This window comes from Fretibacterium fastidiosum (assembly GCF_000210715.1).
Taxonomy (GTDB): Bacteria; Synergistota; Synergistia; order Synergistales; family Aminobacteriaceae; genus Fretibacterium; species Fretibacterium fastidiosum.
Window position 1 is genome coordinate 2,571,151 of the sequence record NC_021038.1, and the last position, 13,980, is coordinate 2,585,130.

At 60.5% G+C, this 13,980-nt stretch carries 13 protein-coding genes; 3 read left to right on the forward strand and 10 right to left on the reverse strand.

Annotated elements, in window-relative coordinates; translation table 11 throughout:
- The first annotated feature begins 314 nt into the window (after positions 1 to 314).
- The 3 genes from SY1_RS11620 (at position 315) to groL (ending at position 2,839) form a co-directional block, all read left to right on the forward strand.
- A complete protein-coding gene (locus SY1_RS11620; protein ID WP_015557133.1) occupies positions 315 to 653 on the forward strand; it encodes a carboxymuconolactone decarboxylase family protein in 339 nt (112 codons plus the stop codon).
- Between the two features lie 202 nt (positions 654 to 855).
- Positions 856 to 1,149: a co-chaperone GroES gene (gene groES, locus SY1_RS11625; RefSeq protein WP_015557134.1), complete on the forward strand. Its 294-nt coding sequence runs from the start codon at positions 856 to 858 to the stop codon at positions 1,147 to 1,149.
- 55 nt (positions 1,150 to 1,204) lie between these two features.
- A complete protein-coding gene (gene groL / locus SY1_RS11630; RefSeq protein ID WP_015557135.1) occupies positions 1,205 to 2,839 on the forward strand; it encodes a chaperonin GroEL in 1,635 nt (544 codons plus the stop codon).
- A gap of 146 nt (positions 2,840 to 2,985) precedes the next feature.
- On the opposite strand, the gene SY1_RS11635 is transcribed toward groL, so the two are convergent.
- The 10 genes from SY1_RS11635 to SY1_RS11680 form a co-directional block, all read right to left on the reverse strand.
- Positions 2,986 to 4,461 (reverse strand): pyridoxal-phosphate dependent enzyme, encoded by a 1,476-nt coding sequence (locus tag SY1_RS11635; protein ID WP_208873861.1) that lies wholly within the window; start codon positions 4,459 to 4,461, stop codon positions 2,986 to 2,988.
- A 160-nt stretch (positions 4,462 to 4,621) separates the two neighbouring features.
- Positions 4,622 to 5,863 (reverse strand): threonine synthase, encoded by a 1,242-nt coding sequence (gene thrC / locus SY1_RS11640; protein WP_015557136.1) that lies wholly within the window; start codon positions 5,861 to 5,863, stop codon positions 4,622 to 4,624.
- A 12-nt stretch (positions 5,864 to 5,875) separates the two neighbouring features.
- Positions 5,876 to 7,057 (reverse strand): YgeY family selenium metabolism-linked hydrolase, encoded by a 1,182-nt coding sequence (locus SY1_RS11645; protein ID WP_208873862.1) that lies wholly within the window; start codon positions 7,055 to 7,057, stop codon positions 5,876 to 5,878.
- Positions 7,058 to 7,111: 54 nt separating this feature from the next.
- Complete coding sequence (locus SY1_RS11650) at positions 7,112 to 8,695, reverse strand: N-acyl-D-amino-acid deacylase family protein (RefSeq protein WP_015557137.1); 1,584 nt, start codon at positions 8,693 to 8,695, stop codon at positions 7,112 to 7,114.
- Between the two features lie 48 nt (positions 8,696 to 8,743).
- Positions 8,744 to 10,078, reverse strand: coding sequence for a TRAP transporter large permease (locus SY1_RS11655; protein WP_015557138.1), 1,335 nt, complete (start codon positions 10,076 to 10,078; stop codon positions 8,744 to 8,746).
- Positions 10,071 to 10,604 (reverse strand): TRAP transporter small permease, encoded by a 534-nt coding sequence (locus SY1_RS11660; RefSeq protein ID WP_015557139.1) that lies wholly within the window; start codon positions 10,602 to 10,604, stop codon positions 10,071 to 10,073. Before SY1_RS11660 ends, SY1_RS11655 begins: the two co-directional genes overlap by 8 nt.
- A 127-nt stretch (positions 10,605 to 10,731) precedes the next feature.
- Positions 10,732 to 11,763: a TRAP transporter substrate-binding protein gene (locus SY1_RS11665; protein ID WP_243440737.1), complete on the reverse strand. Its 1,032-nt coding sequence runs from the start codon at positions 11,761 to 11,763 to the stop codon at positions 10,732 to 10,734.
- Between the two features lie 481 nt (positions 11,764 to 12,244).
- Positions 12,245 to 12,910 carry a GntR family transcriptional regulator gene (locus SY1_RS11670; RefSeq protein WP_015557141.1) on the reverse strand — a complete coding sequence of 222 codons (666 nt, stop codon included), beginning with the start codon at positions 12,908 to 12,910 and terminating at the stop codon, positions 12,245 to 12,247.
- Positions 12,911 to 13,213: 303 nt separating this feature from the next.
- On the reverse strand, positions 13,214 to 13,375 hold the full coding sequence (locus tag SY1_RS11675; protein WP_208873863.1) for a hypothetical protein: 162 nt from the start codon (positions 13,373 to 13,375) through the stop codon (positions 13,214 to 13,216).
- A 30-nt stretch (positions 13,376 to 13,405) separates the two neighbouring features.
- A complete protein-coding gene (locus tag SY1_RS11680) occupies positions 13,406 to 13,909 on the reverse strand; it encodes a hypothetical protein (RefSeq protein WP_015557142.1) in 504 nt (167 codons plus the stop codon).
- Positions 13,910 to 13,980: the final 71 nt, after the last annotated feature.

Genomic DNA, 13,980 nt, shown 5'->3' on the forward strand with positions numbered 1-13,980 from the left:
GGCGCGCGCTGACGGAGGGCATCGAGGCGCGGCGCTGGCGCGCGTGGCTGCCCAGGGTCAGCCGCTGCACGGACAACGCCGTCATGATCGCCATGGCGGGCAAAAGCGGCTGGGACCGCGGCCTGCGCAGCCCGGAGGACCTGTCCCCCAATCCGTCGCTCGAAATCGGGGGGTGAGCCTTCGGCCGTCGCGACGCGGGATACGGGTAAACGCTCAGGTGAAGGGCGACCGCCCACGATAGAATAAACGGCAGGAGAGAAGTCCTCTCTGGTTTCAACACCATCGGAAGCATTATCTTTGAAGGAGGCATCGCCATGGATTTCAAACAGCAGGCGCGCGACGGCAAGGAGCTCATGGGAAAGCTGGCCCAGGCAGCGCCGGAGGTCGTCGGGGCATTTCGTTCCCTGAACGAGGTCGCGCACAAGGAGCGCGCGCTGGACGCCAAGACGAAGGAGTTGATCGCGCTGGCGCTGGGCGTGCAGGCCCGATGCATCCCCTGCATCACGGCCCACGCTCAGGGAGCCCTCAGCGCGGGCGCCACGCGCGAGGAGGTCGTGGAGGCCCTTGAAGTGACCATCACCATGGGCGGCGGCCCCAGCGCAGCCCACTCGGCCATCGCCCTGGAGGCCTTCGACCAGCTCAGCAAAAAGTAGAAGCCACAAGCATCGAAGGCTCGAGGGGACGCTTTGGGCGTCCCCTCTTTACATGACTCCACACGCCCCGCCGTTCCACGTCAAAACAGTACGTAAATCTGACGATGTACTTTCAGAGAACAGGGACTAATATTCTTCGTGTTGAGCAATTAGCACTCTTAGTTATTGAGTGCTGATACAAAAGATCAGGAGGGAATTTTAGATGAATCTCAAACCACTTGGAGACAGGATCGTTGTGAAGGTGCTCTCCCGCGAGGAGAAGACGAAGGGCGGCATCGTCCTTCCCGACACGGCGAAGGAGAAGCCCACGGAGGGCGAGGTCATCGCGGTGGGCACGGGGAAGGTGCTGGACAACGGCCAGAAGCTTCCCATCGAGGTCAAGGTGGGCGACCGCATCATCTTCAGCAAGTACGCGGGCACCGAGGTCAAGCTGGACGGCGAGGACTACGTGATCTTCAGCGAGCGCGACGTCCTGGCCATCGTGGACAAGAAGTAGTCCACGCGGGACCTTCAAGGAACATTTGAGACGGATTTAGAGGAGGATACATACTATGGCTAAGATTCTTTCCTTCGGCGAGGACGCTCGCCGCGCGATGCTTCGTGGCATCGATAAAGTTGCGGATACGGTTGGAGTGACGCTTGGGCCCAAGGGGCGCAACGTCGTCCTCGAGAAGAAGTTCGGCTCCCCCACGATCACGAACGACGGCGTCACCATCGCGAAGGAGATCGAGCTCGAGGACCCCTTCGAGAACGCAGGGGCCCAGCTTCTGAAGGAGGTCGCCTCCAAGACCAACGACGTCGCCGGCGACGGCACCACCACCGCCACGATCTTCTCCCGCGCCATCATCCGGGAGGGCATGAAGAACGTCGCAGCGGGCGCCAACGGGATGCAGATGCGTCAGGGCATCGAGAAGGCCATCGACTTCGTGGTGGAGGAGCTGAAGAAGCAGTCCATCCCCGTGAAGGAGAAGGAGAAGATCGCGCAGGTCGCCTCCATCTCCGCCAGCGACAACGCGGTGGGCTCTCTGATCTCCGAGGCCATGAACAAGGTGGGCCAGGACGGCGTCATCACCATCGAGGACAGCCAGACGGTGGGCACGACGCTCGAGATGGTGGAGGGCCTGCAGTTCGACAAGGGCTACATCAGCCCCTACATGGTGACGGACAGCGAGCGCATGGAGACGAGCTTCGACGACGCCTACATCCTGATCCACGACGGCAAGATCAGCAACATCAAGGACCTGCTCCCCGTGCTGGAGAAGGTCGTGCAGACGGGCAAGCCCCTGCTCATCGTCGCTGAGGACGTTGAGGGCGAGGCCCTGGCGACGCTGGTGGTCAACAAGCTGCGCGGCGTCATGCAGGTGGCGGCCGTGAAGGCCCCCGGCTTCGGCGATCGCCGCAAGGCCATGCTGGCGGACATCGCCATCGTCACGGGCGGCCAGGTCGTCAGCGAGGAGCTGGGCCTGAAGTTCGAGAACACGGAGCTCAGCATGCTGGGCAAGGCCAAGAAGGTCCGCATCACGAAGGAGGACACGACCATCACCCAGGGTGCCGGCGACAAGGAGGAGATCCGCAAGCGCGCCGCGCAGATCAAGAAGGAGATCGAGGACTCCACCTCCGACTACGACAAGGAGAAGCTGCACGAGCGCCTGGCCAAGCTGGTCGGCGGCGTGGCGGTGATCCAGGTCGGCTCCGCCACGGAGACGGAGCAGAAGGAGCTGAAGCACCGCATCGAGGACGCCCTGAACGCCACGAGGGCGGCCGTGGAGGAGGGCATCGTCGCCGGCGGCGGCGTGGCGGCCCTGAACTGCGCCACAGCTCTCGAGCCCTTCGTCGAGAAGCTCGCGGGCGACGTCCGGACGGGCGCGCGCATCGTGCTGGACGCGCTGAAGGCCCCGCTGTTCCTCATCGCCGAGAACGCCGGCTACCAGGGCGACGTCATCGTGGAGAAGGTCCGCAACCTGAAGCCCGGCAACGGCCTGAACGCCAGCACCGGTGAGTATGTGGACATGGTCGCTGCGGGCATCATCGACCCCGTGAAGGTCACCCGCTCCGCGCTGCAGAACGCGGGCTCCATCGCCGCGATGGTCCTGACGACGGAGGGCATCGTCGCCGACAAGCCGGAGAAGAAGGACGCTGCGCCCGCCATGCCCGGTGGGATGGGCGGCATGGGCGACATGTACTAAAGCCGGACGGTCCGGTTCGATAGACAACGCAAGGGGGCTGACCACGAGGTCAGTCCCCTTTCTTCTTTCTTGTCATTCATTTGTCATTCATGAAGGTGGCCGGCACGGGGTCCTCAGAGCCAGAGGCATCGATCAGGGTCGTTTGCCTATTTCAGTCCTGTCGCCGCGTTGAACTCCTCGATGAGCTCGTCGATCCTCGGCGCTTGACTGCGGACCTCGCCCCAGTAGTTGTCGGCGTCGTACCACTGGGCGGAGAGCTCCTCGCTCGTCTTGCCCTGCTGCTCGATCCAGGTGTAATACTTCAGGTTGTGGACCCGAAGCCGTTCTGGATAGGTCAACTCGAGGGCGTTGTCCGCCTTCTGTCCGACGAGACGGCTGGCGAAGTCCACCGCAGCCTTCACTCCGTTGTATTCGCCTTCCTTCGCCGCCAGCTCCTCCAGACGCGAGCCGTACATATCGACGGAGTCCGTCAAGATCGTGAAGACCATGTCGTGCTCATTCATCTCGTAGTATTTTGCCGCTTTGATGGAGCTCAAAAGGTTCGCAATGCCTGAGATTCCGCAGAGGCTCAACCGATCGACCGCCGCCTGGGGAACCCCGACCGACTTCAGGTACTCGCGTCCGGCGGGCTCATTGAAGAGGCGAAGAAGCTCCATGCAGTCGTTGTCGTCAATGGCGGTGATCATGTCCGTGTTCCGGACGTTGTGTATCCAGGGAATGTGTTTGTCGCCAATGCCCTCGATCCGGTGCGCTCCCCAGCCGTTGCGAAGCAGGGTAGGACACTGAAGCGCTTCGCCCGCGACGATCTTCACATCCGGCCAGAGCTCCTTCAGGCGATCTCCGCTCGCGATGGTTCCGGCAGAGCCGGTCGTGTAGACTGCGGCCGCGACGCGATCGCCAGGCCTTTTCAGGGATTTTGCCAGCTCTTCGAGGGCCGACCCCGTGACCTCGTAGTGCCACAGGTAGTTTCCAAACTCCTCGAACTGGTTGAAGATGCAGACGTCGTCGCGTGCTGCCCGAAGCTCGTTGACCCTGTCGTAAATTTCCTTGACGTTGCTCTCGGTCCCAGGAGTGGCGATGATCTCACCTGCGACGGTCTTCAGCCATTCGAAGCGCTCACGGCTCATCCCTTCGGGGAGGATGGCGATGGAACGGCAGCCGAGAAGTTGGGCGTTGTAGGCTCCGCCGCGGCAGTAGTTGCCCGTCGAGGGCCACACGGCCCAATCCCGGGTGGGGTCGAACTGTCCCGTCACGAGGCGCGGGACAAGGCAGCCGAAGCTCGCGCCCACCTTGTGGGCGCCCGTAGGGAACCACTTCCCCACCAGCGCGAAGATGCGCGCCTTCACGCCCGTTAGCTCCCGCGGGAACTCCACGAAGTTCACCGCCCCATAGAGGCCTCCTGCGCTTTGGGGGGCGTTCTTCCAGGTGATGCGGAAGAGGTTCAGGGGATTGACGTCCCACAGGCCCGTCTTTTTGAGCCCCTCCTTGACCGCCTCCGGCGTGTCCTTCGCCGGGTCCTTCATCTGCCGAAACGTAGGAATGCGAATGTAGCGCTCCTTCGCCTGTCTCACGCACTTTTCGAGGTTCTTTTCGTTGACGTCGAGATCGATCTGTCTGTACAAGAACACCCTCTCCTTAGTTTAACCTTAACATGGGGTTGTGCCCCGCGCTCCACCCCATAGGGAGAGACGCGGCTTCGCGCGGGACGACAAGGCCCAACGCTTCATGGACTCCCCGCGCGGGTGATCGCTCTCCCCTGCAGGGACAGTCCACTCGATTCGATCAGGCTTTTTCAAGCCCCAGGGCGTTTTCCAACGCCGCCATGTCGGGCGCGATCTTTCTTGCGGGAGAGACGGCTTCCTGGGCCGCGACCACGTCCTTCAAGCCGTTTCCAGAGACGATTACAGCGATCCTGTCAGAGGCCTGCAGGCGCCCCTCGCGGGCCATTTTGACGAAGCCCGCATACGCCGCCGCAGCGGCAGGCTCTGCGAAGACCCCGCTCCTGCGGGGGAGCTCCGCGAGTGCGGCCAGAATCTCTCCATCGCTCACGGCCACCGTATCCCCATGGCTCGAACGAACGGCGTTGAGCGCCTTGGCCCAGTTGTGGGGGGCACCAACGTCAATGCTGTCCGCAACGGTGCGAGAGGGGCCGAAAACGACCGTCCTGGCCCCGCTCTGGACGGCTCGATGGATCGGACTCGCCCCCTCGGCCTGCACTCCAATGACCTGTGGGACCCGGTCGATAAGCCCCACTCGATGAAGGTCGTAGAATCCCTTGTAGGTGGAGCTGATGATGCAGCCATCCCCGACGGAGACGAAGACCTTGTCCGGCACGTCCCACCCGCACTGCTCCGCGATCTCCATGGCGCAGGTCTTCTTCCCCTCCACGAGGAAGGGATTGATGGCGCAGTTCCGGTCGTACCATCCCCAGCGCTCGATCGCCTTGATGGCGAGTCGGACCGTCGCCGCGTAGTCGCCTCCAACCAGGAAGACGTTGGCCCCAAAGACCAGAAGTTGCGTCACCTTCGCCGCGGGGGCAGCTTCTGGAACAAAGATGACGCTCCGCAGTCCCACGTTCGCGGCGAACCCGGCGAGGGAGCTCGCTGCGTTCCCCGTGGAAGCGCAGGCGACCGTTTCCTGCCCTTCCTGCAGGGCCAGGGTCACGGCGATGCAGCTGGCCCGGTCCTTGAGCGAGGCGGTAGGGTTCCTCCCGTCGTCCTTTACCAGGACCTCCCGCACCCCGTACTCCCGTGCGATTCCGGAAACGCTGTAGATGGGCGTCCACCCCACATGGAGCGACGGCCTTCGCGCGCCTTCCTTCACAGGAAGAAGGGCAGAATAACGCCACAGGCTGAAGTCGAAAGAGGCGGCAAGCTCCTTGCGCCCCATCCGCTTCTTCGCCTCGTCATAGTCGTAGAGGACGTGCATCGTCCCGTCGATGCCGCAGTCGGGGCAGGTCTTGACGCGACTTTCCGGATTGAATTCCCTTCCGCAGAGGGCACATCGCAAAAGGCAGTCCGCCATGGCCGTCGCCCGCTATTTCAGGACGGAACGGACGATGCCCTGATATCCCCGGCAGGCCTTACAGAGCTGATCGATCTCGATGTACTCGTCGATCACGTGGGCGAGGGACTCAAGGGAACCTCCAAAGCCAACGGTCGGAATGCCCGCCTTGCCGGCGTAGTAGCTTCCGTTGGTGCAGAAGGCGTAATGGGAGAGCTGGGGGTCAAGTCCGACGGAGCGGAGTCCCTCCAGCGCAGCCTTCACAAACCAGTTGTCCTCAGGGTAGAGCCAGGCTGGGGCGTAACGCTCGGCCTCAATTTTCCTTCCGGTGTAGCACGTATCGACTCCCTTGGCGAGGCTGAGCCGGGCCTGAATCTTCGGGTTCGCCTTCACCTCGGCGTCGACGATGTCCTGAATCTGTTGAAGGACCTCTTTATCCGTCTCTCCGACGAGAAGCCGTCGGTCGAAGGTCACCCGGCAGCGTTCCGGAACGACGCTCGCTCCGGGGTAAGGACTGGAGATGATATCCGTCACTTCGAGAATTCCCCTGCCCAACACCGGCTGTTCCTTCGGCTTGAAGTTCTTTTCGATGGCCGCGAGAAGGGGGACCATCGTCTTGATCGCATTGAGTCCAACGTCGGGGTTCGAAGAGTGAGCCGCCTTGCCCCTGGTTTCAAGGACGACCTCGGCCCGCCCCCTCTGCCCCCTCTTCAGGTTCAGGGACGAGGCCTCGCCGATGATGACGCAATCCGGCCTCCACCTCTCCCCCAGCTCCTGCGAGGCCACGCCCTCGAAACACTCCTCGTGCACCCCACCGCAGACGATGAACTCCCCCGACAGGCCCTTCGGGTCCTCCTTCAGCAGCTTTGCGGCCACGATCGCCGCGGCGAGGTTGCCCTTCATGTCGCTCGTCCCCCGGCCGTAGATCCTGCCATCGACGACCTCCGCCCCAAAGGGGTCGTGGGTCCACCTGGACCGGTCCACGACGTCCACGTGGTCCATGTGCCCCTCGAAGAGGATTCTCTTTCCTCCGCCTCCAAAGGCCATTCGCCCGGACACGTTGCCGTACCCGTCGCGCTCCGTCGAGTCGAAGCCGAACTTCTTCATGTTGTCCTCTACGAAGTCCGCGACGTCCTTCTCCTGACCGGAAAGGCTCTGACGCCGGATCATGCCGCGGCACAGCTCAACCAGCTCGTCCTCCCACTGCCTTGCCACTTGATAGCCCTCCTTCTAAAAAATAAAGCTCGAAACGTCCACCTGAAGGGGACGTCACTTTTTGAACCGCAGAACCTTTCCCGCCTTGCCCTTCAGAACCTGGGAGTCCTCAACCACGGATGTCCCCCCCACGATGACGAAGGGGATTCCTTCCGAGAACTGCATGGGGTCGGTGTAGGTCGCCTTGTCGATGACCTTTTCCGGGTCGAAGACCGTGACGTCGGCGACGTAGCCTTCCTTAAGGACCCCGCGTCCCTCAAGGTGAAAGATGGAGGCCGGCCGGGAGGTCATTTTTCTGATCGCCTCGGGCAGGGTCATCAAGCCGAGCTCCCGCACGTAGTGGCCCAGAATGCGGGAGAAGGTCCCGTAGACCCTGGGGTGGGGCTGGGCTCCCAGGATGCCGTCCGTACAGGGATTCTGGAGGTGATGGGTCATGATCGTCCGGACGTGTTCCTCAAGACCGTAAAAATCGACAAGCCCCACGGCCAAGTCCTCCTGAAGCAGCAGATCGAAGGCAGCGTCAAGGGGCTCCCTGCCTCGGATCTCTCCGATCTCAATCATGTTCTTTCCGACGAGGTCGGCATTTTTGGGCGTCTTGACGAAGGTGACCAGGATGTTTTCCATCCCCGCGAAGTCGATGAAGTTATCCCAGCCGGGGATCCCGTTCACGATATCCCGCTTCATCCTCTGCCGCTCCGCTTCGTCTGCGAGGCGAAGGAGGCATTGGTCAGCGCCTCCATCGTGGGCCCAGGGCGGCAGGATCACGCTGAAGGTCGTGCTCCCCGCTCCGTAGGGGTATTGGTCGAAGGACAGCTTGATGTCCCTTTCTCCCTCATCAAGCTTTTTCATGACGGCGTCAAAGAGGTGGGCGTTCTTTTTTCCACAGACTTTGAAGTGGGAGAAATGGACGGGACATCCTGATTTTCGACTGATGCGGAAGACCTCGTCCATGGACTCAAGGATCGTGTCAGCCTCGCTCCTCTGGTGGATGACGAAGGGCAGGTCGTACTTCGCGAGGACGGAGGTGACCTGGGCGATCTCATCCTCCTCCATGTAGCTGCTGGGCGGATAGATCAGGCCTGTGGAAAGTCCGACCGCTCCGGCTTCAATGCACTTCTCCAGGAGGTCCTTCATCATGGAGACCTCACTTGGGGTCGCCTTACGATTGCTCAATCCCATGACGCACATGCGAAGGTTTCCCGTAGGGGCAAGATAGGCCAGGTTGGGGCCCAGGTCCATCGCATCCAACGCTTTCATGTACTCCGCTGCGCTCTCCCACCTCCACTCGACGGGATACTGCCCTTCAAGCCCTGCCATCGTCTTCTGCCATGTGCTGACGTACCGGGGCAGAACCGGAGCCAGGGACATGCCGTCCTGACCGATGACGTCCGTCGTGACGCCCTGAGTCGTCTTGTTGGTGATGCCGGGCTCCACAAGGGCCACCAGGTCGGAATGGCTGTGGGTGTCGATAAAGCCGGGCGCCACGGCGAGGCCCTTCGCGTCGATGACCTTCGCGGCATCAGCGTCGGGTTCTCCGACCTTCGCGATGAGGCCATCCTTTATGGCGATATCGGCCTTGAAGCCTTCCCGTCCCGTGCCGTCGTAGCAAACTCCACCTTTGATCAGCAAGTCATACATCGAAAAACCTCCTGTAACAGGCCCCAAAAAGACGGGGCAGAAAACCGCTCACCACGTTCCGACGACGGAGGCCCCCAGAAGGACCTGGGGAAGCCAGCAGGAGAGAAATGGAATGTAGGTCGTCAGGAGGAGGACGGGGATGGAGACGTAGAGCAGGAAGGGCATCATCGCACGGGTCAGCTTCGCAGCCGGAACGTTCGCGAGGCGGGAGCCGACAAAGATCGACATGGCAAAGGGCGGGGTCATGACGCCGATGCCGACGTTGACCGTCATGATGGCGCCCAGGTGGACCAGGTTGACGCCGAGTTCCTGCATCAGGGGCAAAACCAGTGGGACGACCAGGACAAGGATGGGAATTCCATCGAGGAACATTCCAAGGAAGAGAAGAAAAGCGTTAATCATCAGAAGGATCATAGCCTTGCCCTCGAAGAGCGACATCATCGTCATGGCCACTTCCTGAGCGACCCCCTGTCGGGTGAGGTATCGGGTCAGGATCGTGCCTCCGGCCAGCAGAAGGGTTGTCATCCCAAAGGTCCCGATGGTGCTCGACAGAGCCGCTCTGAGGCGCTCCAACGTCAGCTCGCGGTAGGCCAGCCAGCCCACCAGGAGACAATAGATCGCGGCGACGCCTCCGGCCTCGTTGGGAGTGAAGATGCCGCCGTAGATGCCGACCAGGATCAGGAGCGGGCAACCAAGGGCAGGGATGGCCAGCCAGCCGGTGCGCGCGATCTCCTTCAGAGCCCCGGAGAAAGTGGCTGGGAGCTCCGGAGTTTCATCGCTGTTGACCGTGTACTTGTCCACAACAAAGTAGTTGAGGACGGCGTAGCCGATAGCGAGGAGGAGCCCCGGAAAGACCGTCGCGAGGAACAGGGCCGCAACGGACTGCCCGGCCAGAAGGCAGTAGATCATGGCGGGGACACTTGGGGGGATCAGGTAGCCGAGGTAACTTGACGAACAGAGAATAGCGGTCGTGTAAACTCGGTCATAGCCGAATTTTTCGAGCTTCGGGACGAGAAGGGGGATCAGAGCCGCGATGCAGGGGACGGATGAGCCGGTCAGGGCGCCCATGAAGACCGAGGCCACGATCCCGACGGCCGTCAGACCTCCCTTGAGGCGTCCCACAAGGGCGTAAGAAAAGTTGACGATCCTGTCCGCCAGCCCCGCTTCATTGATCAGGGCTCCCGTGAAGACGAAAAAGGCGATCGCCATGATGGTGGCTGAATCGAGGGAGTGGAAAAACGCATTGGCCACAAATCCGGCGGAGGTTCCCGTCACGGTCAGGCCGAGTATCGTTGCTCCGATGAAGACCCACCCGATGGGAAGCCCGATGAGAAGTCCCACCAGGAAACTGACCAGGGTCGTCATCGTTCCGAAATCAATCATCGCGGCTCACCGTCTTTTCGTTTTGTTCGAACCAGAGGCTCTTTCGGATCAGGAAAACGTCCTCACAGATATGCCATGCGTAGTGGAGGGCAACGAGGACGACCATCGCTCCCATGGCATAGACGAGCCAACTCATGTTGAACCAGCGCACGAGGGTGGCGTATTCCGGGTACTGAAAGGAGCGTTTGACGACCTTCCATGTGGCAGGCGCCATCGACAGCACCATCACGACGGTGACAACGCTTTTAAAGATGTCATAGAGCGCCTTTTTCCTCTCGTTTCCCTGCGCTATGGCATCCGGGAGGATATCCACGCAGATATGGGTTTTGAGCGCAGCTCCGTAGGAGATCGCGACATAGATCGTAAAAATGAAGATGAAGAGGGCCATATCGCCAATCCACATGATCTCGTAATGCAGCCAGTAGCGGTTCAACACTTGACAGAAGGTGAGGATAACCGAAAGGCTGAGGCCTGCCGCGCCCAGAAAAAACTCCAGGCGCCGGAGGTTCTCGAAGAATCTTTTCATCCGTCTACACCTTTCTTTGTCTCGCAGTCTCGAAAAGGAAGGGCGGAGGGCCCTTCGGGTCACTCCGCCAATTCATCACGGTGCCCCACACGACATCACGAAGTCGAAGAGTTCCTCCGCTTCCATACTATTGGGGCATCTTTTTCCCGGCCAGGACCTTCTCGCGGTTCTCCGCGAGGGCATCCAGGATCCTCTGGGTCATGTTCTGGCCGGGGAAGTGCTTGTCGAGCCAGGGAGCGCAGAGCTCCTGCCAGTTTTCGAGGTTTTTTGCCCTCTCGCGGAACAGAGCTCGCTCTTCTTCCGTCGGGTAATAGATCTCGAAGTCCGGCAGCTTTTCCAGGAAGGCTTTGAACTTAGCCTCCTCTTCCTCTTGAATGCGGTACTGGTCGGCCTCGGCCTCGTCGGCGGCCTTCTGGATCGCCGCCTTCAGGTCGCCAGGCAGGGAATCCCAGAGCTCGCGGTTGATGACGACCTGGTTGGCGTCCCACATCCAGTCGAGGGAGGTGTAGTACTTCATGACCTCACAGTGACGCTCTTCGACGAGGGAGGGCCACATGTCCCAGCAGCCGTCCACCACGCCGCGAGAGAGGGCGTTGTAGAGGTCGCCCCAGGGCACCGTCTCGACCGTCATGCCCGTGCCTTCCGCCATGTTCTGGAGCCCGCGGACACAGCCAAGGGATGAGGAGACTCGCATCTTTAGGGCCTTAAAATCCTCCGGCGTCCTGATGGGACGAACCCGGTTTCCAATTCCGTAGGACCCCTGAGACACGGTGAACAGGATGTGCACTCCAACTTCCTTCATAGCCTCCTCCAGAGGAACGAAGAGACAGCCGTCCGGTCGTGAGAAGGCCATCTTGCACTCCTCCCAGGACTCGACCGTCCAGGGCATCCAGTTGAACATCCCGCCGGGGACGAGGTTGACGTAGGGAGCGAACCCGCACATCTGGACCTCCCCGTCCTGCACGGCGTGGAAGATTTCATCGAGCGTTCCGAGCTGGTTGTCGGGAAAGAACTCGACCTCGATGCGACCATCGCTGTACTTCTTGATGAGGTCACAGAAGAGGCGATAGGACTTTCCCTGCGAGGCACGAACGGAGGTCTGACCAAAGCGCCACTTGTACTCCGGCTCCGCGAACACCGCAGCAGCATGGAGGACCATCAAAAAAACGACTCCGGCTAAAACCTTCCTCAAAACACGCACGTTCCACATCACTGAAAACCCTCCTGTCTTTGAAATTCGGCCCTCCTGAGACCTCCGTCAGAGGATAGGCCGAGTTTGACCCCGCGGTGCAGGGTCAGTAGAGCACAGAATTGAAGTAGGCTTTGCGCTTCGACGCTCCGCGATCCCGCTTCGGCACCTTCCGAATCCCCTCGGAAACGTCTCTGTAATCTGCTCCTCATCAATCCGTCGCGTCATCGTCCGTCGTCGATCAAGAGAATCGGATGCAATATATTGCATATTATTGGTGCCCTTAAAATACACCCTGACGCCCGTTCTGTCAAATTGAAAACGTGAGAAACGTTGATTTTTAGGATCATCGTCTAAAGAAGGGGCATCGACAAGTGCGCTCATGAGCAAAAGTCCGGCGTCGGTGACACGAAAGGACGCTGTGGAGAAGGAAGTCCCGGAAGCTGGGGCTTCACAGCATCTTCTGGAGACGCCTGCGGTAGAATCCGAGCCAGTTTTCCTCTGCGGCACGAGCGCTCTCTTCATCGTCCCGCACCTCCAGGGCCCTGATGAGGGCCTCGTGCTCCCGCACGGACTCCATGCGGTCGGTCCCCTCGCGGAAATACAAGTTTTCGTAACGGTTGGAGTGCATGGTCAAATTGAGGACCGCATCCGATATGTAAGGGTTGTCCGCCATCTTTAAGATGAACTTGTGAAAGACGTTGTCGAGGTTCGATAGTCGGTCGTGTTCTCCAGCCGCGACAGCCCTTTCAAAATCCCCGTTCAGCTCCCGCAGCCTGGCGATGTCACCCTTTTTCTGCTTCTGACAGGCAAGCTTCGCAGCACAGCCGGACAGGGAGGACAGAGCCTCGTAAATAGAATAGGCCAAATCGCCATTGAGAGGGGAAACGTGGGTTCCGCGAGAGGGCTCCACCCGAACGAACCCCTGTTCGGACAGCAGCTGCAAAGCTTCGCGAACCGGCGTTCTGCTGACTGAAAAGTATTCAGCAACGTCCTGATCGCTGATCCTCTCCCCTGGCTGCATCGTGCCATCGACGATCCAGTCTTGAAGCTGACGGTAGACCTGCGCTCTGGCGCTCTCTCGGCTGCCTCCTGGCTTGATCTGGGGAATGGGCATCTGATGACCTCACCTGCGAAACGTTTTGGTTTTCGAGCTCACTGCTCCGTACAGTGACAGCACAAATCGGGTATTAGTATCCGCCATTGTACTCCAAAAAGCAAGGCTTGCCCGTCCTCCCCATCCGCAGTGTGCGGCAACTTCAGCGGAAACGAAACGCGCCTGCAAAGACTTAAGGAAACACTGACTGGGTCGTCGAGGACGGTCAACCACATGCAACGTGGTCCTCGAATCGAGGACCACGTTGCTGCCGCTTCAACCTTTTCCGAGACGATCGACGGCGAACTGGCGCATGCCCGAATATCACCAGCGCTCATCGCATCTGCCGTTCCCAGAAAGCCACGGCGTGATCGATCCAACCCTCCGGGTCCCCTCGCCCAGTCCAAAGCCGTGGGGAAGGCCATCGAACACCTCGATCTCCGCATCCGTTCCCTGGGCCCGTATCCTGCGCGTCCTCTCCTGCATCGTGCGGTAGGAGGCGATCCCGTCCCTCCCTCACCGCTTGTCGAGGACCTCCATGATCTCGCCGATGAACTGATAGTGCGGCGGGCGGTCCGAGTAGATCTCGCGCATGACCTCCGGGTCGATGTGGGCCGGATCGAACTGCTCCCAGTACAGCTTTCGGCAGACGAAGGTCAGGGTCGCCTCGCTGAAGACGACGCCCTCCCCGTGCCTCTCCGGCGTCAGCGAGGTCATCGTAAATTTGTCGCAATCCCGCTTCGACTTCGTTCCGAGCGTCAACAAATCCCTGCGATATTTTTCCTCAAAGAAGGAAACGGTGAAACAATCGCTTTTCAGCAGGTACTCGCTGGTGTACCGCAGAGGGTTGACGTAAATCGTCACGATCAGCCGCCCGTCGCTCCTCAATCCCCAGAGGCTGCCAAGGCTGCCCCAGCCGATGGTGCACCCGTCGAAATCCTCCAGGGTGCCCGCCGTCGCCAACCCCCATTGCTTGTCGAACATGTTGAACACGTCGTATTGCCTGTCGCGAAACTCCATAAACAGACTCCCCTTTCCTTATTTTGAAACTCCCGCTTTATACCAATTCGCGTCTAAAGGGCAAGAAAAGC

What these genes read in the sequence shown, in the direction of transcription:
- SY1_RS11650 (WP_015557137.1), bottom strand. Translation starts at nt 8,695, where the DNA reads ATGTATGACTTGCTGATCAAAGGTGGAGTTTGCTACGACGGCACGGGA.
- SY1_RS11620 (WP_015557133.1), top strand. Translation starts at nt 315, where the DNA reads ATGGATTTCAAACAGCAGGCGCGCGACGGCAAGGAGCTCATGGGAAAG.
- thrC (WP_015557136.1), bottom strand. Translation starts at nt 5,863, where the DNA reads ATGGCGGACTGCCTTTTGCGATGTGCCCTCTGCGGAAGGGAATTCAAT.
- SY1_RS11660 (WP_015557139.1), bottom strand. Translation starts at nt 10,604, where the DNA reads ATGAAAAGATTCTTCGAGAACCTCCGGCGCCTGGAGTTTTTTCTGGGC.
- groL (WP_015557135.1), top strand. Translation starts at nt 1,205, where the DNA reads ATGGCTAAGATTCTTTCCTTCGGCGAGGACGCTCGCCGCGCGATGCTT.
- SY1_RS11680 (WP_015557142.1), bottom strand. Translation starts at nt 13,909, where the DNA reads ATGGAGTTTCGCGACAGGCAATACGACGTGTTCAACATGTTCGACAAG.
- groES (WP_015557134.1), top strand. Translation starts at nt 856, where the DNA reads ATGAATCTCAAACCACTTGGAGACAGGATCGTTGTGAAGGTGCTCTCC.
- SY1_RS11655 (WP_015557138.1), bottom strand. Translation starts at nt 10,078, where the DNA reads ATGATTGATTTCGGAACGATGACGACCCTGGTCAGTTTCCTGGTGGGA.
- SY1_RS11665 (WP_243440737.1), bottom strand. Translation starts at nt 11,763, where the DNA reads ATGGTCCTCCATGCTGCTGCGGTGTTCGCGGAGCCGGAGTACAAGTGG.
- SY1_RS11670 (WP_015557141.1), bottom strand. Translation starts at nt 12,910, where the DNA reads ATGCCCATTCCCCAGATCAAGCCAGGAGGCAGCCGAGAGAGCGCCAGA.
- SY1_RS11675 (WP_208873863.1), bottom strand. Translation starts at nt 13,375, where the DNA reads ATGCAGGAGAGGACGCGCAGGATACGGGCCCAGGGAACGGATGCGGAG.